The organism is Dethiothermospora halolimnae (assembly GCF_037577855.1).
In the GTDB taxonomy this organism is placed as follows: Bacteria; Bacillota; Clostridia; order Tissierellales; family VENL01; genus Dethiothermospora; species Dethiothermospora halolimnae.
Genome location: NZ_JBAKFX010000031.1, coordinates 1 through 23,200, shown reverse-complemented (window position 1 = coordinate 23,200; position 23,200 = coordinate 1). Strand labels below are relative to the sequence as shown.

The 23,200-nt window shown below is 29.3% G+C and carries 35 protein-coding genes; all 35 read right to left on the bottom strand.

What is annotated here, in order from left to right; genetic code table 11:
* Nucleotides 1-21: 21 nt before the first annotated feature.
* Entirely contained in the window at nucleotides 22-525 is a 504-nt protein-coding gene (locus tag V6137_RS12670; protein ID WP_425448314.1) for a GNAT family N-acetyltransferase, read from the bottom strand.
* A gap of 57 nt (nucleotides 526-582) precedes the next feature.
* On the bottom strand, nucleotides 583-948 hold the full coding sequence (locus V6137_RS12665) for a RidA family protein (RefSeq protein ID WP_425448313.1): 366 nt from the start codon (nucleotides 946-948) through the stop codon (nucleotides 583-585).
* 483 nt (nucleotides 949-1,431) lie between these two features.
* Nucleotides 1,432-1,878 carry a hypothetical protein gene (locus V6137_RS12660; RefSeq protein ID WP_425448312.1) on the bottom strand — a complete coding sequence of 149 codons (447 nt, stop codon included), beginning with the start codon at nucleotides 1,876-1,878 and terminating at the stop codon, nucleotides 1,432-1,434.
* 18 nt (nucleotides 1,879-1,896) lie between these two features.
* Nucleotides 1,897-2,208, bottom strand: a complete 312-nt coding sequence (locus V6137_RS12655) for a TIGR04076 family protein (RefSeq protein ID WP_425448311.1) — start codon at nucleotides 2,206-2,208, stop codon at nucleotides 1,897-1,899.
* Between the two features lie 129 nt (nucleotides 2,209-2,337).
* Nucleotides 2,338-3,051 (bottom strand): HAD family hydrolase, encoded by a 714-nt coding sequence (locus tag V6137_RS12650; protein WP_425448310.1) that lies wholly within the window; start codon nucleotides 3,049-3,051, stop codon nucleotides 2,338-2,340.
* Between the two features lie 98 nt (nucleotides 3,052-3,149).
* Complete coding sequence (locus V6137_RS12645) at nucleotides 3,150-4,073, bottom strand: class I SAM-dependent methyltransferase (protein WP_425448309.1); 924 nt, start codon at nucleotides 4,071-4,073, stop codon at nucleotides 3,150-3,152.
* Between the two features lie 39 nt (nucleotides 4,074-4,112).
* Entirely contained in the window at nucleotides 4,113-4,379 is a 267-nt protein-coding gene (locus V6137_RS12640; protein WP_425448308.1) for an LUD domain-containing protein, read from the bottom strand.
* 14 nt (nucleotides 4,380-4,393) lie between these two features.
* Nucleotides 4,394-4,804, bottom strand: coding sequence for an SF0329 family protein (locus tag V6137_RS12635; protein ID WP_425448307.1), 411 nt, complete (start codon nucleotides 4,802-4,804; stop codon nucleotides 4,394-4,396).
* A gap of 78 nt (nucleotides 4,805-4,882) precedes the next feature.
* Nucleotides 4,883-5,203 (bottom strand): hypothetical protein, encoded by a 321-nt coding sequence (locus V6137_RS12630; protein WP_425448306.1) that lies wholly within the window; start codon nucleotides 5,201-5,203, stop codon nucleotides 4,883-4,885.
* Nucleotides 5,204-5,359: 156 nt separating this feature from the next.
* The gene (locus tag V6137_RS12625) at nucleotides 5,360-5,902 is read right to left on the bottom strand and encodes a GNAT family N-acetyltransferase (RefSeq protein WP_425448305.1); all 543 of its coding nucleotides are present in this window, start codon (nucleotides 5,900-5,902) and stop codon (nucleotides 5,360-5,362) included.
* 48 nt (nucleotides 5,903-5,950) lie between these two features.
* Nucleotides 5,951-6,988, bottom strand: a complete 1,038-nt coding sequence (gene argC, locus V6137_RS12620; protein ID WP_425448304.1) for an N-acetyl-gamma-glutamyl-phosphate reductase — start codon at nucleotides 6,986-6,988, stop codon at nucleotides 5,951-5,953.
* 67 nt (nucleotides 6,989-7,055) lie between these two features.
* A complete protein-coding gene (locus V6137_RS12615; RefSeq protein ID WP_425448303.1) occupies nucleotides 7,056-7,523 on the bottom strand; it encodes a VOC family protein in 468 nt (155 codons plus the stop codon).
* Nucleotides 7,524-7,595: 72 nt separating this feature from the next.
* The gene (mraY, locus tag V6137_RS12610) at nucleotides 7,596-8,558 is read right to left on the bottom strand and encodes a phospho-N-acetylmuramoyl-pentapeptide-transferase (RefSeq protein ID WP_425448302.1); all 963 of its coding nucleotides are present in this window, start codon (nucleotides 8,556-8,558) and stop codon (nucleotides 7,596-7,598) included.
* A 50-nt stretch (nucleotides 8,559-8,608) separates the two neighbouring features.
* Nucleotides 8,609-9,523, bottom strand: a complete 915-nt coding sequence (locus V6137_RS12605) for a GNAT family N-acetyltransferase (protein WP_425448301.1) — start codon at nucleotides 9,521-9,523, stop codon at nucleotides 8,609-8,611.
* 17 nt (nucleotides 9,524-9,540) lie between these two features.
* The gene (locus V6137_RS12600; RefSeq protein ID WP_425448300.1) at nucleotides 9,541-10,110 is read right to left on the bottom strand and encodes a hypothetical protein; all 570 of its coding nucleotides are present in this window, start codon (nucleotides 10,108-10,110) and stop codon (nucleotides 9,541-9,543) included.
* A gap of 150 nt (nucleotides 10,111-10,260) precedes the next feature.
* The gene (locus V6137_RS12595; RefSeq protein ID WP_425448299.1) at nucleotides 10,261-10,536 is read right to left on the bottom strand and encodes a hypothetical protein; all 276 of its coding nucleotides are present in this window, start codon (nucleotides 10,534-10,536) and stop codon (nucleotides 10,261-10,263) included.
* Nucleotides 10,537-10,566: 30 nt separating this feature from the next.
* Entirely contained in the window at nucleotides 10,567-11,214 is a 648-nt protein-coding gene (locus V6137_RS12590; RefSeq protein ID WP_425448298.1) for a Type 1 glutamine amidotransferase-like domain-containing protein, read from the bottom strand.
* A gap of 25 nt (nucleotides 11,215-11,239) precedes the next feature.
* A complete protein-coding gene (locus V6137_RS12585; protein WP_425448297.1) occupies nucleotides 11,240-11,548 on the bottom strand; it encodes a nucleoside triphosphate pyrophosphohydrolase family protein in 309 nt (102 codons plus the stop codon).
* Between the two features lie 32 nt (nucleotides 11,549-11,580).
* Nucleotides 11,581-12,300 carry a hypothetical protein gene (locus V6137_RS12580; protein ID WP_425448296.1) on the bottom strand — a complete coding sequence of 240 codons (720 nt, stop codon included), beginning with the start codon at nucleotides 12,298-12,300 and terminating at the stop codon, nucleotides 11,581-11,583.
* 47 nt (nucleotides 12,301-12,347) lie between these two features.
* Nucleotides 12,348-13,109 carry a Nif3-like dinuclear metal center hexameric protein gene (locus tag V6137_RS12575; protein WP_425448295.1) on the bottom strand — a complete coding sequence of 254 codons (762 nt, stop codon included), beginning with the start codon at nucleotides 13,107-13,109 and terminating at the stop codon, nucleotides 12,348-12,350.
* Between the two features lie 46 nt (nucleotides 13,110-13,155).
* On the bottom strand, nucleotides 13,156-13,716 hold the full coding sequence (locus V6137_RS12570; protein ID WP_425448294.1) for a YdcF family protein: 561 nt from the start codon (nucleotides 13,714-13,716) through the stop codon (nucleotides 13,156-13,158).
* Nucleotides 13,717-13,764: 48 nt separating this feature from the next.
* Nucleotides 13,765-14,352 (bottom strand): GrpB family protein, encoded by a 588-nt coding sequence (locus V6137_RS12565; protein ID WP_425448293.1) that lies wholly within the window; start codon nucleotides 14,350-14,352, stop codon nucleotides 13,765-13,767.
* Between the two features lie 64 nt (nucleotides 14,353-14,416).
* Entirely contained in the window at nucleotides 14,417-15,121 is a 705-nt protein-coding gene (locus V6137_RS12560; RefSeq protein WP_425448292.1) for an HAD family hydrolase, read from the bottom strand.
* Between the two features lie 227 nt (nucleotides 15,122-15,348).
* Nucleotides 15,349-16,125 carry a nucleotidyltransferase domain-containing protein gene (locus V6137_RS12555; protein ID WP_425448291.1) on the bottom strand — a complete coding sequence of 259 codons (777 nt, stop codon included), beginning with the start codon at nucleotides 16,123-16,125 and terminating at the stop codon, nucleotides 15,349-15,351.
* Nucleotides 16,100-16,222 carry a hypothetical protein gene (locus V6137_RS12550; RefSeq protein ID WP_425448290.1) on the bottom strand — a complete coding sequence of 41 codons (123 nt, stop codon included), beginning with the start codon at nucleotides 16,220-16,222 and terminating at the stop codon, nucleotides 16,100-16,102. Before V6137_RS12550 ends, V6137_RS12555 begins: the two co-directional genes overlap by 26 nt.
* A gap of 234 nt (nucleotides 16,223-16,456) precedes the next feature.
* Complete coding sequence (locus tag V6137_RS12545; RefSeq protein WP_425448289.1) at nucleotides 16,457-16,957, bottom strand: NUDIX hydrolase; 501 nt, start codon at nucleotides 16,955-16,957, stop codon at nucleotides 16,457-16,459.
* A gap of 47 nt (nucleotides 16,958-17,004) precedes the next feature.
* A complete protein-coding gene (locus tag V6137_RS12540; RefSeq protein ID WP_425448288.1) occupies nucleotides 17,005-17,436 on the bottom strand; it encodes an N-acetyltransferase in 432 nt (143 codons plus the stop codon).
* Between the two features lie 16 nt (nucleotides 17,437-17,452).
* Nucleotides 17,453-17,620 carry a nitroreductase family protein gene (locus V6137_RS12535; RefSeq protein WP_425448287.1) on the bottom strand — a complete coding sequence of 56 codons (168 nt, stop codon included), beginning with the start codon at nucleotides 17,618-17,620 and terminating at the stop codon, nucleotides 17,453-17,455.
* 45 nt (nucleotides 17,621-17,665) lie between these two features.
* The gene (locus tag V6137_RS12530; RefSeq protein WP_425448286.1) at nucleotides 17,666-18,010 is read right to left on the bottom strand and encodes a nitroreductase family protein; all 345 of its coding nucleotides are present in this window, start codon (nucleotides 18,008-18,010) and stop codon (nucleotides 17,666-17,668) included.
* Between the two features lie 283 nt (nucleotides 18,011-18,293).
* Nucleotides 18,294-18,518: a hypothetical protein gene (locus V6137_RS12525; protein ID WP_425448285.1), complete on the bottom strand. Its 225-nt coding sequence runs from the start codon at nucleotides 18,516-18,518 to the stop codon at nucleotides 18,294-18,296.
* A 153-nt stretch (nucleotides 18,519-18,671) separates the two neighbouring features.
* Nucleotides 18,672-19,595 (bottom strand): prenyltransferase/squalene oxidase repeat-containing protein, encoded by a 924-nt coding sequence (locus V6137_RS12520; protein ID WP_425448284.1) that lies wholly within the window; start codon nucleotides 19,593-19,595, stop codon nucleotides 18,672-18,674.
* Nucleotides 19,596-19,620: 25 nt separating this feature from the next.
* Nucleotides 19,621-20,400 carry an alpha/beta fold hydrolase gene (locus V6137_RS12515; protein ID WP_425448283.1) on the bottom strand — a complete coding sequence of 260 codons (780 nt, stop codon included), beginning with the start codon at nucleotides 20,398-20,400 and terminating at the stop codon, nucleotides 19,621-19,623.
* Nucleotides 20,401-20,552: 152 nt separating this feature from the next.
* On the bottom strand, nucleotides 20,553-21,380 hold the full coding sequence (locus tag V6137_RS12510) for a multinuclear nonheme iron-dependent oxidase (protein WP_425448282.1): 828 nt from the start codon (nucleotides 21,378-21,380) through the stop codon (nucleotides 20,553-20,555).
* On the bottom strand, nucleotides 21,373-22,464 hold the full coding sequence (locus V6137_RS12505; protein WP_425448281.1) for a radical SAM family protein: 1,092 nt from the start codon (nucleotides 22,462-22,464) through the stop codon (nucleotides 21,373-21,375). Before V6137_RS12505 ends, V6137_RS12510 begins: the two co-directional genes overlap by 8 nt.
* Nucleotides 22,465-22,745: 281 nt before the next feature.
* Complete coding sequence (locus V6137_RS12500) at nucleotides 22,746-22,964, bottom strand: MBL fold metallo-hydrolase (protein ID WP_425448280.1); 219 nt, start codon at nucleotides 22,962-22,964, stop codon at nucleotides 22,746-22,748.
* Nucleotides 22,965-23,200 lie beyond the last annotated feature (236 nt).

The window sequence follows — 23,200 nt, the reverse complement described above, 5'->3', positions numbered from 1 at the left end:
GTGATATTATGTTAAACATCACTAGATAGTCACATCCTTTCTTAATAAATAACTATCCAAATCCATACTCAATCTAATCATATCTCTGCATTTGATTCCATTTTCAATAATCTCTTTAGCATAATGTCTAATAAAGAAATCTTTGTCTACACCTACTATACGAAATCCACATTTTTGATATAGGGCAAGTTGGTCTAAACTTGAATTTCCCGTACCTATTTCCAGTGTTTTAATTCCTTTATCTATAGCAGTATTTATAGCATGTAAAACCAGTTGTTTTCCAATCCCTTTTCCCTGGAAATTTTCTTTAACAGAAATATTTACAAGTTCCATTGTATTAGGTCTAGTATTTATTAGTACATAAACTCCAATTATTTCATTAATCTCACATATATAAATAAATCCTCTTTTTATATAATCTCTTATGGCTTCTTCACTGGGATCGGCTGATAATAGTAAATTATAAGGAATATTATTTATATCTTTTAATTGGTAAATATTATATCTTATTTCTTCTCTTTTCATTTGTATTCCACCTTTTAATAATATACTGGCAAGTATATTGTTTCATTTTTTCTCTTTCTACCCCTTGAACGCTACAGCATCTAGTTGAAACTGAAGTCCACCAGAACCACCACGATGGGCAAACTCTGTTTGTATTGATTTTCGTACTGGATATTTTCCTTCAAATCTTTCTTTTATTATAGCTTCTAACACGGGAATATTCCATATGTCTCTAAACATACAATCAATCTTTACAACAGATTCCAATTTTAAACCTATAGATTCCAGCCGTTCTATCAGATGATCAAAAGCACCATTAATCTGATTTTCAATAGATTGTCCAACATTACCTACACAATAACCTATAAAAGCAAAATCTCCAGCCTCAATAATCCCGGAATGAGCCCAATCTTCATTTACGTCGTTTCTAATTATTTTTCTCATTTATCTTCGCTCCTTATCTTCATTAAGATAGGTCTTATTTTAGATAACTTACCGTATTACTTATGCTCCATATTTTTGTGGAAAGTTGTCTAATACCCAATTATATGGTTTATCTAAAAAAATTAACCCCCTCTTTTATTTATTACTTTTTTTACGATTAATTATTAAATAACTTAACAATAGCATTATACTCAAAATAATAACTTTAATAAACAGTTTTTCTATACCCAAAAAGTCTAAAATAATAGATATCACAAAATAACTTAAAAATCCTATCATAAAACTTTTAAAACTATTTTCTTCAAACATAAAATTTATTCCTCTGATCATTTTGAAGATATTAATTAATCATAGCATTTCATATAACCTTTGGGTCGGCATACTAAATATTTACAAACGTATGTTCTGGATAAGTTTATTATATCATAAGATAAAACTTCTACTAACATTTATATTTTTTAACATTTGCCAAAATGCATAAAATTAAACTTCCATTTCTTCTAAGTATTTCTCCATTTCTTCTTTATTCAATCTTTTTATCTGATTATCTTTAATTTTTATATAATTGGGTGAAACATATATTGGCTCCATTGTCTCACAGATTTTTTTCGGATTTTTATGTAAGTACTCCTTTAATTCATCTACTTTAGGAAAAATTTTATATGATTTTCTTCCTGACTTCTTATCCTTTAGTTCATATATGCCACAAGAGCCTTTAGTTATAATCTCTGCACATTTCAAATATAAAATAGCTTGTTCCAAACTACTAAATGGAAAAAAACATCTCGCCCTTTTCTTTCCTTGTAAGCTAATACAAATATGTCTTCCACAAACAGAACATATATATTGTTTATGATTTTCCAAACAATCCTTTGGTTTTCTTAAGGGGGTAATTCTAGAGTACTCACTATAACATTCTGGGCATCTCATTTCTATACCTCCGATATATTATTTTATTCTTTCTAGTTTATAGATAACCGGATGTAGTCCATCATTACAAGAGTGAATAGCAATTCCCTCTTGTTTTACATAGGGACTATTTTTACCCGATGCCAATAAAGAAACTTTACTTTTAAGTCCTTCCCAAGCACCGGGACAAAATCCATTGGGCATGTCACAATTTTTTGATATATATTCTTCCCCCACTTCTCCTTTTGCGCATACTACTGGTAAATTGTCCTTTGCATATTCCCTATGTATATCTTCATCCTTTAGTTTTTTTAATATTGTAATCTTAACATCAAAGTTTTTATTTTCCATTTTTATTCCTCCAAACACTAATTTTTTTATATTATTTTTCATATATACACCATTTAATTATAAACCTTATAAGATAAATTTTCCATAGGGACAGTTCATTTTAAAAGCTTGTACTTACTATTTCAAAGTTTAATATTTTTCCACATAATCTATTAGATCTTTCAAGTTATTGATTTCCCATTTTTTGCAACATTCCCCTTTTCTTTTTCTATCTATATGAAAAGATGTGAACCCTATATCCCTAGCTCCATCTGACTCGACTTTATAGTCATCAACATAAATACTTTCTTTGGCAGTAACATTAAGAGACTTTAATGCTTGAATATATATTTTAGGCTCAGGTTTAAAAACCCCTACAATAGAACTTGATGTATAAGAGTCTACATATCTTCCTAAATTCATCTTTTCAATTGTAGCCTGTAATGATGGAAACGTGTCACTTATTATCCCAATTTTATAGCCTCTATCTTTAAAGTATCTAAAAACCTCTTCAGTTTCTGGATAGGGTTGTAGCATATCTGTAAATGAAAATTTTTTATTTAACTTCTTTGGTTCAGTTTCAATGTTACCTTTATATCCAGCCATAAGCAAAATTTCTTTAAAATATAATTCCCAATATCTGTTTTCCTTTTCTATCGTATTTACTAAGTTTTTCTGAAAATCTAATTCAGGTGCTTTTTTAACTACTCTATTCATTGCTTCTCCTGAAATTTTTGGTGTAACTTCAAATTTATCTTCACCTAATACCTTACTTAAATACTCGTCTCTTTTTTCTAATTTCTCCTGATTTTTAGTGGATATTGTTCCATCTCTATCAAAGAAAATAGCTTTATATTTTTTCATCATTGCCCCCTTCCATTAATAACTATTTATTTTGGAAATGATTTTTGTACTCAGTTCTTTGCAATGAACTGTCCCTGCCTTAGAGTTTGTCCAACACTTTAGGACTTATCATTATACCCTTTTTTTACTACACCAGATACCACTTGAACCATTACAATTGTATAATCCCATAATTTTTTTCCTTTTCTTAAAAGGTGTAGCCTTTCTAAAAATCTTTCTTCTATTAAATTGTTTAGTTCATAAATTTCCCTATCTGTAATGTTATTCTTATTCAATTCTAAGTTTAAGTTAAGATTTTCTAATAGTTGTTTCTTTTCGATTTCAATTAACCGAACTTTTTCCTCACTGCTATTTCTAGCATCATCTATTGATACAGGTATTGCAAAGGCATCCACCTTTACTTCTATAAAACCTAATTCATCAAATAAACTTGGAAGTTCGTATTCCTTTGGCCAATACTCCCCAACCTTGTATTTTTTATCAATATCTTCTGAATCTTTATTTAATTTTTCCCATAATTCATATTCTCTTTTAGTTATTTTAGGTGTGTGTGGTGATTTCGCCTTTATATATTTATCTGGTCTACAATACATAACAGAAACTATACCACCATCTTTACATATCCTTTTTTGCTCTAATAAAAACTCTTTATTTGGTATATGTTCTATAACAGTGTGGGAAATACAAGCATCAACAGAATTATGTTCCAATGGTAAGGACAATGCATCTCCTTCTATATATTTTATATTTTTAATATCTAATTTTTTCGCTTTTTCTTTAGCATATTCTATAAAGTTAGTATCCCTATCTACCCCGATTACTTTTGTCCCTTCACCTAACCATATGGCAAGTTTCCTTGTTATTGCTCCTGGACCACAGCCAATATCAACTATTGTCATTTCAGGTTTTAACCCTAAAGTTTTAATAAATAAATCTTTCTTATCATCCCTAAATCTTATTTCTCTACTTAAGTCAAGATTTAAGATACCTTGTAACTTTTTAGACCATATGAAATTTGGCATAACTAACCTCCTTATGTTTAATATATAATTACAATGCATTTAATAACCTATATCTTCATTTACTATAAAAAGTTTCATTCTATTGGCATCATATTGACCTTCTATAATATTTAGGTTAAAACAAACCCTTTCTTCACTTTTACAATCTATACATTTTTTCATCTTTATGCATGGTGGGTTATATCCTGCTCTTTTAGCATTTAATGGTGCTGCAATGTTTCTTGCCCTTTTTATTGCTGCTTCTAATGTATCACAAACTTTATTTTTCCCTACAACAATTATCACTTTTTCTGGCCCATAAACCATGGCAGCTAATAGTATTAATCCAATCCTTCTGCATCACACCTTAACTTATAAAAATATTTTATTATATCTGTTTCATTATTAATTTTTCCCTTCATTTTTTTAAGTCTTCTTTTACCTATTCTCTTATCTAAAACAACTAAAATCTTCATTGCAGTATCCTTACTTTCTAGACATTTATCTATTGGACTTAAAAAATATTTTTCTACACTCTTCATAAATTCAACTTGAGATATTAACCCCTTTTTAGGATTACTATAGTAATCTCTTTTTAAGGTACACATATTATACACTTCTATGCCATCTACTGTTATATAGGTTCTACCTATTCCATCATGTATCCTATAATTTGAGCAATGAAATTCAACCCTACCCTTTAGTGAATCACATATAAAATTTTCTAATCGTTTTTTTGTTTTAGTCCACAAAATATTTTTTCCTTTCCATTTACAATATTTATACTCTTTATACAATGTATATACTAACTTTTTAAAGAGTATAGAAAATCATTTCCTGTTATATAATTTAAAAATAGTTCCGATTTCAACTAAATTGCTATCAACATTACTGCCTTCAAAAATTAACTTATCTCCATCAATTTTAAATTTGTATATTTCATTTTTATTAACAATTAATTTTAATATATTATTTTCAACTAAATAGTTTCCAGAAGGCACATAGGATGTATTAAATCCCCGTTTAAATTCAAATTTATTATCTTTTTTAAGTAAAACCCAAACGGAATTTTTTATTTCAGCATTTGTTATAATATATTTTCCTATTTGAGGTTCATGTATTTTGGTTTTATTTACATATACTGTAGCCATAATTAATACGAAAAAAAATAATTAAAACTTTTCCTAATATTCCTCTCTTTCTCATAATTATAATCCTCCAAATCTATTTCAACTGATTTTTTCTATATTGTTTACAGAACCCCCTTTTCTTTGCTTCTATTTTTAAACCATATTTTATAATTAACATTATATTTCTACCCAGTATCTTCTCATGATTTTATCAATTTTTTTATTATACACCTCTGACTCAAATATACCTCCATTTTTTTCTATCACTTTAATTGATCCTATATTATTAGATACACATGTAATTAATATTTTATTTAACCCTATTTCTTTTGCTTTATGTAACCCTTCATTTAATATCTTATCACCGTAACCTTTGTTTCTATGTTTTGGAGAAATGTCACACCCTATATGTCCAACATATGTCCTAAAATATTGGCTATTTAGAACATGTCTTATTCTTATTACTCCCAGTATTTCATCTTCATCAGTTAACCAATATGTAGTAGTTTTAGCCCCTACATCTTCATCATGTAATCCTTTAGACTGTTTTTCTAGCTCAGATATGAATTGTGGGAAGTCTTCTAATGCTTTTTTATACTTTTCAAAATACCTTTTTTCTCCTACTTTCTTATATTCTGATACCAATTCTTTGAAATTATCTTCATAGTCCATACTAGGCTCTATTAACTTTATCGAATGTTTCGTATTTGAACACATCATACTTCTCCTCTCTGTACAAATTAAATTTTAGCCTATATCTTAATCTATTTATATACATATAGGCACATAACCTAATCCCATGTTTTCTTTATATCCACTCATAATATTCATGTTTTGTATAGCTTGTCCCGATGCCCCTTTCATTAAATTATCTATTGCAACTATTACAATAAGCTTATTAGTTTCTTCATCAATTTCAAAGTTTATATGACACATATTTGAACCTTTAACCCACTTAGTTTCAACGTAAATTCCTTTATCCAATATTTGTATGAACTCTTTATTACCATAGTACCTATGATATACTTCCCTTACTTCTTTATCCTTGATTTTTTCCTTTAATTGTGTATACCCAGTTACTAACATTCCCCTTTGCATTGGTATCAAGTGGGGGGTGAAGGTTAAGTTTATCTTATTATCTAGAAAATATTCTATACCCTTTTTAACCTCTTGGGTATGGGGGTGATTGTTTATTCTATATGCTTTCATTGACTCATTACATTCTACATAATGGGTTCCAATTGTTAAGGTTCTACCTCCCCCTGATAACCCACATTTTCCATCTACTATTAAATCCGGTTTTATTATGTTTTCTTTTATTAATGGTAATATTCCCAGTTGTATAGCAGTGGCATAGCATCCTGGGTTGGCCACATATTTAGCTGTTTGTATTTTCTCTTTATTCCACTCACTAAGTCCATATACAAATTTCTCTGATATTTCTATTGATTTATGCTCTCTGCCGTAATATTTCCTATAGTTTTCTTTATCCATAAATCTATAATCCACCCCTATATCTATTATCTTTAGTTTGTCCATCATGTTTTTTGTTAGATTTTCCATTAATACTCCATAGGGAAGAGCTGAAAATAATATATCAATATCGTCGGCAACAGTTTTCCAATCTAATTTTTCGCAAACCTTTTCCTGAATACCTGCAAAATTTCTATAAACATAACTAAATTTCTTGTCTTCATAGGATTTAGATATTATTTTTTTAACTCTAACTTCTCTATGATTCTGAAGAAGTCTTATTAATTCTTCACCGGCATATCCTGTTGCTCCTATTATTCCCACATCTATCATTTGTTTTTCCTACCTTTCTTTTGCTTTTTTATGTTCCAAAGCTTAAAAATTAAGTCCTATTCATAATCTACTCTAAGCAAGATTTTACATAATCAATGGCTACATCCATTCTAGCAGCAGTTTCCTTAATTGATAATCCACTATTTATGAATCGTCTTACAACCATATTTATATTTTCTCCCACTTCAATAATATGCCTATCGGGATCATAGAAACGAACAACCCGTTGTCCCCAAGAGTGTTCCAATGTGGGATGTACATAGTTAATCCCTTTAATACTACTAATCTTTTCAATAAAACTATCGAAATCATCTTCTTCAAAATATAGTTCTGAAACATTTCCACCAAAATTAATTTCACTATCCTTTTTATGGATAAAAGTTAGCCAAGTATCCTTTGTTTGTAATGCCATACCCCCTGTTAAGACTACATTTGCACCAAAATCATCAACGACTTCTAAACCAAGTACATCATAATAGAACTCCTTTGACCTTTCAATATCTGAAACAACTATCAATGGACTTAAAAATTTCATTATATTTCCTCCTTATATTCCCATTATTTATTATTATCCTCTTAAAACATGACTAAACTTTAACAAGAAAATCTATAGTGCAATATATCCAACAGCACACATTACAGCCGTACTTAGCCAAAAACTATATACTATCTTGGTTTCTTTCCATCCACATTTTTCTAAGTGATGATGATAGGGTGCTATCTTAAATACTTTCTTTCCTGAAAATTTCAAAGATGTAAGTTGTATTATAACTGTCAAAGTATTCCATAGACATGGTATAAGTACTATAAGTATCCATAATGGAATTCTTAACTTTATCATAAATATAGAAATAGCTCCTCCTAAAAATAACGCTCCTGTATCCCCCATAAATATTTTAGCTGGATATTTATTAAATATTAATGAACCTATACAAGTAGATTGTATTACTAATGCACTGTACAATATCTCAGCATTGTTAGTTTGCCACGCAATGATAGCTATAAAGGTTAACACTATTATAGATATACCTAATACTAATCCATCCAATCCATCTGTTATATTTATGCTATTGGTTGTTCCCACTAATAGTATGATCATAAATATTGAATAAACTATTGTGTTTAATTTGGCAGTTCCTTCAATGAAAGGAATTAAAATATCTGTATTTATGTTGTTTGTATACATTAAAAATAGTATAAAGGCTGTACTTATAATAGTTAAACCTATTAATTTTTCCTTTGGGGTTACTCCGTCTCTGACTTTTCTTACCTTTATGTAATCATCAACAAACCCCATCATACCAAATAGTAAAATAAAGATATTAACCCATAAAATCTCCCGATTTAATAAATAATAAACTATAGACATGATTAATAGTACACTATTCATTACTACTCCACCCATAGTTGGTGTACCAAGCTTATTCTTATGTAATTCTTTTATACAAGGTTTTTTTATACTATCAATTTTTTCGTCACTTCTAATTTCTTTTTTATTATTTAAAAAACTTATAAAACATCTCATAAATATGATGGTACATAATAAGCTACTTATATATATAATTACCACTAAACTCTCCCCCGTTTTTAAATATTCTTGATTTAACATTACTTACTAATCTATACTAGTAACATATCATTTAATGTGCCATCGTTTAGAAAGCCCATACTTCTATACAGTTTCATAGCTGGATTATCTTTGTATACATATAGCCTTATAGCTAAATATTTTTTCTTTGTATGATTAATAGAATTCTTAAGTAGATAAGATCCTATACCTTTACCTTGATGACCAGGCTTCACAGCTAATTGAGTAATCAACGGAAAACCTTCAAACTCCATATGGGAACATACTCCTACAATCTCCTTTGTATCTCTATTAATAACTACTTTTGAACTATCATCAAGCACTTTATTGTTTTTATGATTTTTAATAAAGCTTTCAATACCTCCAATATAATCTTTTTTTGTTCCAACGGATCTAAAACTTGGGTTAGCTTTATATGCTTCTACTATTACTGAGGCAATCTCCCCTTTATCTTCTTCAACTATAGGATTAACTATATAATTATCTGGTACAGTATACTCTATCTCCTCTGTAGGTCTAATCATCCAGAAACCCTGTTGTCCAATTTTACACCCTTTACTTTCATATAATGGTACTAACTCTTCCACAACCTCTTGAACTAATATATCTTCATTTTTATTTGATATTGTTTTTAACAATTTCAGTACCTTCTCTAATATTTCTCCATAATCATCATAAGGAGGAACTATAAATAAATCACTAATAAAATTAGGCTTAATTAAAACTCCCCCTATAATTTTTTCACCTTTTAAAATAAAATAACCGGAGTCTATATATTTAACTTTTTCTAATAATTCCTCCGAAGATTTTCTAAAATAGTAATTACTGTATTTTTTGCCGTAGTAAATAGAATAATATTTAAAAAACACTTCCGGTGTCTGATACTTAAGTTGTATATTATATTCTAGTTTAATATCTTTCTCTAGCCTTTTTACTTTTTTATCCATAGTATCTCTCCTTTTCGTTAACCCTGTAACTCTATTGTACTTAATTTATCAAAAAGTGATTGGGGTGTATGTAATTCATTTGAGTCTTTATCTGCATATTTTCTTATCAAATCAATAAAGTTCAAACTATTCTTTTCTATCATTTTAGATGGAAGGTCTTTATTATGTAAAATTCTATCCCTTACTTTATCAAAGGAATCAATTGCATTTCCCAATAAAAACTCCGATGAAAGATGAAATATAGGATAAACATTAAAGTCTTTATCAATATATATTTCATTAAAATTTACATTGCTTATTTTATAATTAATATTCTTTTCTAAATCCTCTATATACTCTTTTTCTGGTTTAATAACCCCATTTTCTAATTGGTATACTTCTTTTTTTACATCCTTTAAGTTAGATATCCTTGGGAAAAACTCATTCATTTTATTGAAACTTTGTACTCTACCAACATAATAGTGTTCTGCTGTTATAAATATTTTTTCGACCTCTAAGTCCCTACCTAACTTATATAACTCATCAATTTCTGTGGAATTCTTCTGGGTAACCATAATCTGCCATACAATGTCTATTCCTTCTTTCAAACAAAGCTTTGTTCCTTTAATAATCTCGTCAAAACTTCCTTTTCTTCCAGCGTGGATATCATGGGTTTTGGAAAGACCAAATAGTGTTGGTTTTACAACATTGAAATGCTCTTTTACTTTACTTACGAAACCATCTCTATTAGCTAATCCTCAACAGTTTGTTACAAGAAGCTTTTCATTACCCTTTTTCAAAAATCCATTGTCTTCTAATTTTGTAACTAAGTCAAAGAAATCTGGATAATAGGTTTGTTCTTGAACTAATCTAACTGATACCTCAACATCTAGCTTGTCCCTAAATTTAGAAGCTATATCCATAACTTTATCTTGATTCATAAACTTCCTTTCTTTAATTCCTCCATTACAATGACAATGATAGCAATTATTTAGACATCCTGAAATTTCAAAATCAATAATAATCTTTTTCATTTGTGCTCCTCCTAACCTATATATTCTTTGTTAATACTTAATTTCTTTTTTTACTCTACCTTTAAATATATAAAACTTTTCTTCGCCTAGAAATTGAAGATTATTTCCATCTATTTTTATTGCAGAATCCTCAGGGATTCCATAGACTTCACTGATAGAATTATCAGACATTATTTCATAAATGTCTTCGTCATGACTATCATCATAATGAACTTCTACATTGATTCCATTTGTCAAGTTCAATCCCTCTAGTACAATATTTTCTGGATAATCTTTATCCTTTGTTATTATACATTTATCACAAATAGATAAGGCTCCAGCACTTATTCCTATTATCACTGCATTGCTATTCTTTAAGTAACTTTTAAGTTCTTTATCCTTCATTAGTTTAAGTTGTCCAATGGGGTCTCCTCCCATTAAGAAAATAACATCTTTATTTTGTATCTTCTCTTCTACTTCTTTAGATGTATCATCTGAATTTATCATATATGATTCTTCAAAATTTATATCCAGATCTTTAAACCAGTCTAAGTTTATTTTTTTATATTTATTAGATTTCTCTTTATCTTCCGGTGTAGTAGGTATGAAAATTATACTTTTTTTGTCCTTTAAAGTTATTTTAAAATCTTCTCCTATTTTATTATTAAATCCCTGTCCACCGCCTAGTAAATATATCATTATTATCTCCTCCGTTTTTGATAAATTAATCAATTAACCCTTCATTCCTCATTCTTCTCAATGAATCATCTATTGACTTATCTAATTCTTCCTCAAGAGAATAATATACAGCTATTTGCATTAATGCAACAATAGCTTGTTTTATTTCACTAGCCAAAGCCTCTTTGTTTGGCTCTCCATGTTTTTGATGTTTCAATCCACTGCCTTCAAAGTGGTTAACTTCACTAGCTACCTCTCCACATTCCTCTAATAACCTTGTAACCATTTGAAAAGGTTCTACCCCATTGGGGAAGCGTTTAAAGTATCCTTGTACCATATCATACAACTTATCCACCTAACCCACCCCTAATCTATAGTTATGTGGTATTACTTATTATTTTTTAAATATTCTTGACATCTATTAATCCATAATATTTGGTGCTCTTTAGGTGTCACTACTTTGTTAGCCAAGTCTTCAATAGTTAAAATGTTTTCTTCTTCACACCACTTGACGCATGTTTTATATAGATCCATATTATCATTTTCTAAATCTAAAAAAGCATAAACATATTGAAATCCTTTATTATATGCTGCAACTAACCTGGTATGTCCATCTATGGCTACTAATTTATCTCCTATTTTCATACAGGTAATCACAATATCCTCTGATTTATTTATCCATTTATTTACTCTGCTAAGTTTATCTTTACTAACAGTTAATTGCCCAGGAGTTATTTTGTCTATACCAATTTTAAAAACCTCAATATTACTATTAGTATTTAGTGTCCATACAATATCTTCTTTAAACCCAAAATAGGTTAAAACTTCACTTGTGAGAAAGTTACCCTCTTTTTTATATCTAATCTTCTTTAAATATGGATTCCAATATAGCATTTCATTAATAAAACCTTTAAGAGCTATAGTTTCATCGTAGGGTTTAAACATATGAAAGTTTATAATTTCCCCTTCTTCTATATTTTTTATATTATATTCAAATACTCCTATGATTTTTTCTTTGTCACTTGCTACTAAGCCAGTATTATGTATAAAACTTTCCTTATATCTAAAATATCTTGAGTGTTTTTTTGTGCCCCTATAAAAATCCATTTTACCATTCTCCTTACTATGTATATTGTAATACGCCCTACACCGACTTATTTTATATTTACTTCATAATGCTCTTCATTAAGTCTAACTACTTCAAGTTCTTTTTCATTCTCATGCAACTTCAATGCTAAACTTTGAATTCCAAAGAATTCTGTAAAAGTATGACTACCAATGATAAGATTTATCCCTTTAAACTGAGCATATTGAATTGTATACAAATCACATTCCCCTGTAATATATACATCACACTTGTTTTCAACTGCTTCTTTAAGGCATGCCGTTGGCCCTCCATTACCGCAAACTAATCCCACCCGCTTAATCTTTTCCTTATTAAATCGCCAAGATTTAACTGGTTCTTCAAGTAGATTTTCAACATTTTTTACTAATTTATTAAATTCAATTTCTTCATCATATTCTGCCACTCTACCAAAATATAACCCTTCCCATTGGTGGGTTCTTGTGACATTTTTTAAATTCAGTTTTTTTAATAAACTATCATTTGTTCCGAAATTACAGTCATCAAGTGGCAAATGATTATAGTAGTGACTTATACCATACTCTGCGAGTTTTTCTATGCATGCCTCTTTTAGTCCATATATTTCATCCCATGCATCATGGTGTGTCACCATCATATCAACTCCATTAGCTCTTGCTTCCTCTATAGTTTCAAGGGTTAGGTTAACACAGTATCCTAATTTTTCAACTTTTTTATCTCCATTGTATGTAATCCCAGATTCATTAGAGTAGATTTCCTTATTTGTTATATTAAAAAGCTCATTAATTCTTTCAACGATATATGTAACATCCATGTACTTACCTCCTCAATTTTATTATGTTTTTTTATTTAAGTACTTGTTATTTTACTAAATTAGGTATATGTTTCTCAAAGTATTTTCCTATCTTAATAACTTCCCCCATAACCCTATGAGTTTTATCTGGGTCCAAAAACCAATTATCCTTTCTAATATCCCTTTCATCTATAATAGGTGAAACAAGAATTTCTATTGATGAAGGAAATGCTGTCTTATATGTTAGATATGCCCGTCTAGCATGAAATGATTTACACACTAAAATCACTCTATCTACTTTAATCCCCTTTTGTTTAATAACATCATATGAACATTTTGCATTTTCAAATGTGTGAGTTGCTTTATCCTCTTTTAATATGGCTTCATCTGATACCCCTAATTCGATTCCTACATCATATAGAAATTGCCACTCCGATTTATATTTCGGTATTTTTTTATTATAGCTACCAGAGGGTAATATGTATTTAGCTAGACCTTCATGATATAACTTTGCAGCCTGTTCCATCAATTCCCTGCGACTTCCACCGGGAATCAAAATTATATCCGAAGTCCGTAATTTATCTTCCATAAAAATAAAATCTGTGATTCCATCAATTGCTTGTCTCATTTTATCACTTCCCTTCTCCCACAGGGACAGTTCATTATAAATAATTATTTATAATGAACTGTCCCTGAGCTTGTCCACATTTGTTGCCTTCTTTAATATCATATTAATAAATTCACTCTTCTTCTTTGTATAGGAACCCCTGTCCTCTGAAAACTTTGCTTCTAACTTCTCTTTTAGATTACTATATTCGTCTATATATTCTTTATGTACACGAAGATAATCTCTAAAGTTTATTTGATTTCTCCATATATATCCGTTAAAAACTATTATATGTAAATAATGTGTCCTTAATTCTTCCTTGCCTTTTGTAAAAAATACTCTACCTTCAACTCCTGCATTACCTCTGTATTCATATCCTATATCTTCTAATAGACTTTTGATTTCAGTTACTAAATCTAGAGATTCAACCCCTACAGCTATATCAATTATAGGTTTCGCCCAAAGTCCTTCTATGGATGTACTTCCTATATGCTGAATATCTAAAATATATTTTCCTATAGTGAAGTTCAATAGTTCTTTTTCATTATCATATTCTTTTTTCCATTGGCTATCATATGGTAATAGTTTTACTGTACCCCTTTTTAAACCAATTATTACTAAACACCTCCTATAGCCTTTCTTTAATTTATAATACAATCTATTTTATTTTTTTAATCCATATTATAAAATTTATTACTATTTTCCTTATCATCTTTGACTATTATTTATCTTTCTTCTTGAGAAACCGCAAAAAACTATAAAGAGAATCTACTACTTCTACTTCTCCTAGTTTACATTTGTCCATACTACCATCTCTGTTAATTAATACTCCTCTAATGCCTGTACTTTCACAACCCCTTATATCCTTTTCCAATCTATCTCCAATAAAAATAGCCTCATCACTGCTAACCCCTAATTCTTTTAAGCAGGTATCGAAAATCTTAGAATCTGGTTTTGATACTCCTACCTCTTCTGAAATTACTATAGATGAAAAGAAATTTTTAATTTTTAGATTTTTAATTTTTTCTCTTTGGATTTGTGAAGTTCCATTAGTTACTAAACCTAGTTTATATTTTTTTAGCTTTTCCAAACAGTCAATAACATCATTATATAATGTATAACTCAAAGGATATAATTCACCCAAATCTTTGTATCTTTCGTAAGCAACTTTTTTTGAAACATTTTGTCCCATTTCTTTAAAAAAAACTTGTACCCTTAACAGTTTTTGCTCTTTTAATGTTAATTCTTTGGACCAATATTTTTCCCAGTATATTTTAGATTTTTTATGCCATAGATCTATTATTTGATCTGTCGATAAATTAAATATTGCTATATATTTTTTTATCCATCTAGTCATAGCTAATTTTTCTGTCTTCTCATCATCCATAAGTGTCCCATCTAAATCAAATATTATTGCTTTTATCATATAATTCTCCTCATAAATAAAAGTTTGTTAATTTAATAATCTTTTAAGGACAAGCTAGGGACAGTTCATTATAAAAAGTCGATATGACTAAAGATTAAACTACCCCTGTTAAATACTTTATTAGTAAATAGGATTCTTTAAAAGTAAAGTCTTTAAAAATTAAAAACATTATTATATAGACCCTTTCCCACTTAACCCTTACCTTATTTTTTTATTATTACATTCTTTCATCTAAAACTATCCTTTGTAAATTCAATAATGTATCTAATGAAATCCTTTGTTTCGTTTGTTTTATTAAAATCATATCCTCTTTTCCATAAAAATGCTTGCTCAATTAAACCTTCCCATCTACTATTCCCTTCTTTTTGAACCCACTTTGCAGCTTCTTTCTTTGAAACTATATTTCCATAAGTAAACATATACATTATTCTACACATTGTCAAAATAGCATAAACTTGATATTCTCCATTCTCCAAGTATGAAGAATCTGCTAACATTGGTTTCCACCAGTTGTTTAATATTTTTAAACTACTTCGTTGCAAGTCTTTTGATGATATAGTATCAATTAAACTTTTAGGGTTTGGTCCATCTATAATAACTCCATATTCTCTAATAGTATATAGTTCAAGAATCCACTCATATCCATGGGGTGCTAATATTAATTTGCCATTATTAAAATAGGGACGTGATATATATGGAGGACTTTTACTTAGTAAATTCTTTTTTGGAACATAAGACCCCTCTAATCTATTAGCCCACTCACAACAGTTACTTATAATATCCTTATGCATTTTTTCTAAATCAACAAACCTTTGTCTTGAAATTATATCTTCTGTTATCACAAAAAAATCAATGTCACTAGTGTCAATATTAAAATCTCCCATGGCAATGGAGCCATGAATATACATACCTACAAACTCATGTTGCAGAACTTTTTTAATCTTTTTTAATAATAATTTGATAATATTATTTACTTCATCATACATCTCTAATTGATTTTTCATATTCTGCTATCCCTCCCTGTTTCATGGCCCTAGTTTTATTTCTATCATTCATAGTTATATTAACCTTACAGATGACTACATGTAAGTAATTTTCCAAACTTCATATTGAAGCTAAGATGTTTATACCCTCAATAGGACAAGCTAGGGACAGTTCATTATAAATGAGTATTATTAGAAAGTGATTTGCCCCTTTAAATACTTTGTTGATAGATAAAACCTATAAAAGTGAATTTTCACAAAAATTAAATATATAAAATTTTAATTTATTATAATAAACTGTCCCTAGCTTGTCCCACAATGTCATTACCTCGTATAATCATTCTTTATTTAACTAAATCAAATTATTTTCAAATATATTCTTTAAATGCATATCTCCTTTGAAAAATTCCCCTTTAGCAATTAAGTTTAATACTTCCTCTTTCGTTGCCCACTTTACATCACATACTTCTTCTTGTTGAAAGTGAACATCAGAAATATCTATATCATAATTAAAAGACCATATATCACTAAGCCATGGTGCTTCAGTGTCATATCTAAGCCTTTTTAAATGGATACCATCTTTAGCATTTAGATTTATTCCCAATTCTTCTTTTACTTCCCGCAACACAGCATCGATACTATCTTCTCCTGATATGGCTGATCCACCTACTGTCTCCCATGTGTTCCCTCCGGCTTTATTAGGGTTACGTTTCGATATTAAAAATTTTCCATCCCTATTTTTTATCCATGCAAATATAACTAAATGATACTCTCCTTTTTCCAATGACTCACCCCTTTTAACCATTTTCCCTGTTTTATTCCCTTTTTTGTTGAATACATCCCAGAATTCCATATTTATTTCCTCCTTTATATAAAAACCTCAAACCATTTAGTTGAGTTTCAATTAATAGACCAAGTCATAATAAGTTCTTTTTCTCCGGTGTCCTCATTAATTTGCTCTTTTTCAATTGTAAAGCCTACTTTTTTGTAAAACTTTACTGACTTCTTATTTTCTTTATATACTGCTAAACTTAATTCATTATAAATTCCCTTAGTAAAATTTATTAACTTAGTCCCTATCCCTTGTCCTTGACAACCTACATCAACAAATAATGCACCTATAAATCCTTTATTAATAACACTAATAAATGCTTTTATTTCTTTATTTTTTTCATATATAAATGTCTTTGACTGGGGTATATATTTTTCTTTTACAACTGCATGATTTCTTATCCAGTAATCCTCAGAAATAAATTTGTGGGCTTCTATTGTAGATTTTTCCCAAATGTTCATTATATCTTCTATTTCATTCTTTTCTAATTCTCTAATCATATTTCCTCCTGGTAAATCAGCTTTTCTTTAGATTCTTAGGTCTTGACCTATGTTTTCTAGTTTTATCATATTGTTGAAAATATACTCTTTTCTCATTAAATAGTGTCCTAGGCTCTTTTTCTTCAGCAGGATAACCGATATAAGCTATTCCAAGGGGAACCACATATTCAGGTATATCAAGCACTTTTCTAACTGAACTTGTAAAATTCTCTACTGGATGCACGCCGATTCACAATGATCCTAGACCAATAGAAGTGGCAGCCAACAAAATATTCTCCATGGCAGCACTACAATCTTGTTCCCAATGAAGTCTATATCCTCCTCTTGCAAGTTTCATATTTCCACATACTACTATAGCTGCTGTGGCATTATATCTAGCAAACATTAAATTTTCCCTTAACTCTTTCATTACATTAGGTTCATTTATAGCTATAAACTCCCATGGCTGATTATTACACGCAGTTGGTGCTGCCATTCCAGCCTTTATAAGATCAATTAGGATATTTTTATCAACTACATCAGACTTGAAACTCCTTATGCTCCTTCTCTTATAAATTGAATCTATAGTATTCAATAATATCTCTCCCTCTTAAGCTTCTCTTTTGCTTTTCATAATATTCTATTAATATTTTATTTACTAAATATATCAGGTCTACAAATATTTTATGACTTATTGCTTCTCTCTTATTTAAAAACAAATATCCCTTATAGAAAGCAGATATTAACTTTAATACGTCCTCTTAATATATATTCTTCATTTTTCCTAAATCCCCTCTATAAAGGTTTCCATTTTATGTTTTCTATAGAAAACGATCTACTACAAATGTTATTATAATAACATTTGTAGTAGATCGAAGTTAAGTACACTCTGTTTTCATATAATCTAAATATTCTACATTTCCTAAATGTTTCTTTAATACTTCTTTGTCTTCAAATTCCATTTCTTCATTTTCTATAAGTTTGGAAATATAATCTATATTCTTTTTTATTATTTTATTCTCCATGACATCTCCATGACTTTGTACTACAAACTCTGGGACAAATTTAATATATCCCTCTAGTGTCTGTTTATATTTCTTCAATTCAGTCCAACAAATATAACTTGGTATGGGATCGTCTATGTTATCTCCAACAAATAAAGTTTTATTAATATGATTATAACAAGATGCTGAATCTTCAAGATTTAATGTCTCCTTACTTAGTCCATTTAATAATTTATATTTTGCTGTTTTATGTTATATCTCTATCCTATTAAACTTTAATAAGGATACCAAAGCCCTAAAAGTCAAAATTCCAGTCCATTCTTCTCTTGATATTTCCCATTGTTCTAAATAAACTCCCCACTCCCAAGTAGGTAGTATCTTTCCTTGCTGCTCAAATAAATCTATTAAATAATCTAAATTATCATCTATAGATTTATTATCAATTCCAAAGTAGTCTTTAGATTTAAACTCTATAAATCTTACTGGAGTGGGAACATAATCTGTCCATTGACATTTATCTGTGTTAACTAGTTGCTTTACAGCTATTTTTAAGGTATCTTTCATCTTCCTTGAAAACTCTTGGTCTATTATATTATACATTTTTATATAACAAAATATTTCATGTTCAGATTTAAATTCCTTCCTTTCATTTAATTTTTCTATTGCATAGTCCACTAGCTTATAAATATCTATATGTTTTAAATACCTCCTGTACTTATATAGATATCCTACTAATTCAGCTGTAGGATTACCCCAAGAGTAGTCAATAACTGTCATGTTTATATCCTTTTTATATTCCCACCAGGGTGCATGGGGATAATCATTTACACTGCTTGGAACACTATACCATCCATTCTTATCATCATTAAAAGTATTCTCAAGATATCTAATAGCTTTAGCTATCATCTTTTCACATCTATCATTATTATCTACTAAATTTAAATATCTTAGCCCGATTGATGTTGCCATAGGGGATGATTCCTTTAATTTAAAATCAGGCTCAATCCCCTGTCCAAATCCTCCGTCTGTATTTTGAAATTTTTCTAATGCATCTAATATATCTTCGCCATTAGAATTATTAAAGTAATAGTTAAATAATGCCTTTTCTAAAGACCTAGATTTTTTATTCATGTAGTTTCCTAATTGAGTAAACAATTCTTTAGATACTGTTTTCATATTATCACCCTTTCTCTTGATATTTTTAACAATTTGCATTTTCCTCTACTCTATATAACCATTCTTCAACCAATTTATTAAAAAGCTCTTCTTGTTCAATTTGAATCGTATGTCCACTTTTATCTAATACACAATAACTTGCTCTAGGATATTTGTCTATGATTTTAAAAGCATCTCTATATCCTACCGCATTATCCTGCCTACCTGTTAAGATTAAGGTTGGTTTTTCAAAGGATTTATTAAAGTTATCTATTTCTATAATAAATTCATGTCCAGTATCCTTTAACATATTAAGAAACTCAAAGTTTGTTTTAGCCATTGACTTATCTATGTCTATAGCTGTTCTTTTCTCTATTTTTTCTTGAGTCCCTTTATCAGCATTTTTTATTTCTTTAACATTGGTATCTATATCACAGTTTTCAATTCCTGGAAATATTAATGGGTTTATTAACAGTAATCCATCAACCATATTAAATTTATGATTTAATATATACCTTGAAATATAACCTCCAAATGAATAACCAGCTAACACAAACCTTTCCTTCTTTCCAATCACTGCTTCAACAAACTCAAGTATAGTATTAAAGAAATCTTTAGGTCCTTTAATATCAATACCTACTAAAGTGTCCCCCACCCCTGGATGATCTACATATATTCTCTTCCAACCACTTTTTTTACTAAAAATCGGCTCCATACAATTTTTCATTGTATTCATATCAGTTGCAAATCCACTAAACAATAAAATAGGTTTTCCTGAACCTTTAACCTCATAATTAATTACCGTATTTCCTATATTACATTTCATAATTCTCTTGTCTCCCTTTTTATAGATTTTATTAAAATTAAATATTAAACTAGACAATCTTCAGCTAACGTATTTTATTCTTACTTAGTTCAAACATTTGTAATGAACTGTCCCTGTTATTCAACTATTTAATTTTCCCTACCCTTTTAGTTTTATCCTATTATTTCCTTTAATCTCAACAACTGTTCCCTAACTTCTTTCTTAGCCTCTAAGTTAACTTTATTAATATTTACTACTGGACATCCACAGTTAATTCTATCATAATGTCTCCCATATTCCAGTGTTACAATCTCAACTGGATATCTAGACACTATATCTTTAAGATGGGGATATAATTCATCTTGTATCTTCATGTGGGACTGAATATCTCCATCAGACTCCTGCCATCCATTTATATGAACTTCGTATACTCTATCTAAAGGTAATTTTGATACATAATCGTCAAATGTCTCACCTCGTTTCTTAGAGCTCCAATAGGCATGACTTACATCATATAAAAACTTTGAATCTGACTTATTAATTATCTCAGATATTACCTCTGGGTTAAGTTCATGTTCATTAAGGTTCCCCATAGCATTTTCAAAGGTTATAAACTCCATATCTTTAAAGTGTTTTTTAATAAAAAGGATATTTTCTATAGCACTTGTTATAACCATATCTTTTGAGTCATTTAAATCTGCTCCATTTAGATGGAATGATATCCCCGGTGTTTCTGAAATATTACACAATTTACGGAAGGATTCAATGTCAAAGTTCTCTTGAAATCTCTGATTACATATACTTACTTTATAGGGGTAAAATCCATGATATAACACCGGTTTAATAGTTTTAATATGTTTTATCTTTTCACTAAATGCTTTAAAAGATCTAAAACTATCATCACTACCTAAGCTAGGATATTTAAAATAATCAAATTTTATTTTCTCCTCATTTAATAACTCTACAGCTTCTACTAAATAATTACATGCTAATTTAACCAATTATTTCATCCTTTCTATCTTCTCCCCAAAGTCTTAACCACCTGATTATTAAATCATCTTCTGTATATAAATAATCACTTTCTCTTCTACCATATTCTTTAGCTAAGTGTGAAACGGAAACTTCGAAATTAGCATTCAATCCTATAACTTCATTATTGATAAACCTATTCATGACTTTATCAATGCCATCTTTTTCTATATTTCCGAGACACCACCAAGCCATCGGTTCCCCTATATTTGAGTAAACATCTAAGTCTGGTGTTATCATAAAAGCTAAAGGAGGATAATTATTATATGGTTCATCCCTTTTAAGAAGTTCAGTTAACAATTCCTTTTCTGGTTTGCCTAATATATCAGAAAAATCTTCTACTCTAAAATGTTTTTTTGATTTTTCTTTTATATATTCAGGTATAAATTTGTCTATTCCCTTCTTAGGTCTTATATCCTCTAGCTCAAAGGATTTTCCATCGGTGCTAGGTATATGGGTGAATATTTCAAACTCACCTCCCAATTTAGCTACCCTTTCTTCTAAGTTAAGTTCTGAAACTAATTTTACCAGTTCATTTAAGTCATATTTACTTTTATCATTTAAAAACACTTGCCATCTTGGTACAATTCCTGCGTCCAGTAATCTTTCTGTAGCAATTAAATTATCTTTAAAAGCCCATTTTCTACCAGTAAAATAATCAGTGTTTTCTTCCATACCAAAAAAGGTTATTTGACATTTTTTAGTTCCTATTTCCTTTGCCCATTTAACATAATCTAGGTCTCTGGCTGCTCTCCATATACTAAGGAGCTCAAATCTCACTACTTTATCTCCTAGTTCTTTTTCTAACTCATAAAGTTCTTTATAGTCATCAGAGAAGTCCGGTTCTCTATACCATGAGTTAACATTTACTTTGTCAAAGTATGGTTCAGTATCCCCTGCTTTAACCCAGTTTTTAAATGTATCTACTACTTCTTTTAATAACTTTTTATCCACTTTCCTATTTGGAGCATGTCCAAGCCAACAGTGCTTACACCTATTGGGGCACCCCGCCATATCCATCGATATTATAATTTCTTTTGATTTAAACTTTGGCATATATAATCACCTCTATTAATATTTCTTGAAATTTTATTATCTATATATAATACTTTATAATGAACTGTCCCTATGCTTGTCCAATATTTACATTTTTATATATCTAATATTCCTATCGACAATCACTAAGTCAAAAAATTTTGAAATTTCTTTAGCTAAAGTAGACTTCCCCGCTCCAGGAAATCCTGCCATCTGAATCAAAAACATATTATTTCTCCTTCTATTTAAATTATCTAAATATTAAGTCCATATCTATAACTAGTAACCGGTTTCTTCCTTAATCACTTCACAATAAACTCCTCATAGTCATTTGGAACAAATGTATTATTAAAAATTGTTGATACCTCTTTTAGTACTTCTTCTTCTGTTTTATTAAGAAGTATAGGCATAAGATAAAGTTTTTTTACATTGGCCTTTCTAGCAATAATGGCTGATTCTTTGGCAGGAATATGAACCCCATCGATAATTGCAACGTCAGCTTTTTTTATACTTCTAATCATTGATTCCTTTGCCCTATTGTGTGGTATCCCAACATCCCCGAATAAAGCAACTTTTCTACCTCTAAAATGAAATAAATATCCTATAGACCAGTCAGTATGATAAGTTTTGAATCACGGGAATCGCATGAAGATTTATTCAAACCAAAACTTTCATCCGAAAATTTTTAAAAGCGACTAGCGTCGTATAAATATGAGATAAGATGTTAACTAATTTTGAAAAGAAGTATAATGTCTAA

Excerpts from the sequence above, each read along its gene's own strand:
- V6137_RS12670 (WP_425448314.1), bottom strand. The coding sequence starts at position 525 with ATGAAAAGAGAAGAAATAAGATATAATATTTACCAATTAAAAGATATA.
- V6137_RS12665 (WP_425448313.1), bottom strand. The coding sequence starts at position 948 with ATGAGAAAAATAATTAGAAACGACGTAAATGAAGATTGGGCTCATTCC.
- V6137_RS12660 (WP_425448312.1), bottom strand. The coding sequence starts at position 1,878 with ATGAGATGCCCAGAATGTTATAGTGAGTACTCTAGAATTACCCCCTTA.
- V6137_RS12655 (WP_425448311.1), bottom strand. The coding sequence starts at position 2,208 with ATGGAAAATAAAAACTTTGATGTTAAGATTACAATATTAAAAAAACTA.
- V6137_RS12650 (WP_425448310.1), bottom strand. The coding sequence starts at position 3,051 with ATGAAAAAATATAAAGCTATTTTCTTTGATAGAGATGGAACAATATCC.
- V6137_RS12645 (WP_425448309.1), bottom strand. The coding sequence starts at position 4,073 with ATGCCAAATTTCATATGGTCTAAAAAGTTACAAGGTATCTTAAATCTT.
- V6137_RS12640 (WP_425448308.1), bottom strand. The coding sequence starts at position 4,379 with ATGGTTTATGGGCCAGAAAAAGTGATAATTGTTGTAGGGAAAAATAAA.
- V6137_RS12630 (WP_425448306.1), bottom strand. The coding sequence starts at position 5,203 with ATGGCTACAGTATATGTAAATAAAACCAAAATACATGAACCTCAAATA.
- V6137_RS12625 (WP_425448305.1), bottom strand. The coding sequence starts at position 5,902 with ATGATGTGTTCAAATACGAAACATTCGATAAAGTTAATAGAGCCTAGT.
- argC (WP_425448304.1), bottom strand. The coding sequence starts at position 6,988 with ATGATAGATGTGGGAATAATAGGAGCAACAGGATATGCCGGTGAAGAA.
- V6137_RS12615 (WP_425448303.1), bottom strand. The coding sequence starts at position 7,523 with ATGAAATTTTTAAGTCCATTGATAGTTGTTTCAGATATTGAAAGGTCA.
- V6137_RS12605 (WP_425448301.1), bottom strand. The coding sequence starts at position 9,523 with ATGGATAAAAAAGTAAAAAGGCTAGAGAAAGATATTAAACTAGAATAT.
- V6137_RS12595 (WP_425448299.1), bottom strand. The coding sequence starts at position 10,536 with ATGAAAAAGATTATTATTGATTTTGAAATTTCAGGATGTCTAAATAAT.
- V6137_RS12590 (WP_425448298.1), bottom strand. The coding sequence starts at position 11,214 with ATGATATATTTACTAGGCGGTGGACAGGGATTTAATAATAAAATAGGA.
- V6137_RS12580 (WP_425448296.1), bottom strand. The coding sequence starts at position 12,300 with ATGGATTTTTATAGGGGCACAAAAAAACACTCAAGATATTTTAGATAT.
- V6137_RS12575 (WP_425448295.1), bottom strand. The coding sequence starts at position 13,109 with ATGGATGTTACATATATCGTTGAAAGAATTAATGAGCTTTTTAATATA.
- V6137_RS12570 (WP_425448294.1), bottom strand. The coding sequence starts at position 13,716 with ATGAGACAAGCAATTGATGGAATCACAGATTTTATTTTTATGGAAGAT.
- V6137_RS12560 (WP_425448292.1), bottom strand. The coding sequence starts at position 15,121 with ATGATAAAAGCAATAATATTTGATTTAGATGGGACACTTATGGATGAT.
- V6137_RS12555 (WP_425448291.1), bottom strand. The coding sequence starts at position 16,125 with ATGAAAAATCAATTAGAGATGTATGATGAAGTAAATAATATTATCAAA.
- V6137_RS12545 (WP_425448289.1), bottom strand. The coding sequence starts at position 16,957 with ATGGAATTCTGGGATGTATTCAACAAAAAAGGGAATAAAACAGGGAAA.
- V6137_RS12540 (WP_425448288.1), bottom strand. The coding sequence starts at position 17,436 with ATGATTAGAGAATTAGAAAAGAATGAAATAGAAGATATAATGAACATT.
- V6137_RS12520 (WP_425448284.1), bottom strand. The coding sequence starts at position 19,595 with ATGAAAACAGTATCTAAAGAATTGTTTACTCAATTAGGAAACTACATG.
- V6137_RS12515 (WP_425448283.1), bottom strand. The coding sequence starts at position 20,400 with ATGAAATGTAATATAGGAAATACGGTAATTAATTATGAGGTTAAAGGT.
- V6137_RS12505 (WP_425448281.1), bottom strand. The coding sequence starts at position 22,464 with ATGCCAAAGTTTAAATCAAAAGAAATTATAATATCGATGGATATGGCG.
- V6137_RS12500 (WP_425448280.1), bottom strand. The coding sequence starts at position 22,964 with ATGATTAGAAGTATAAAAAAAGCTGACGTTGCAATTATCGATGGGGTT.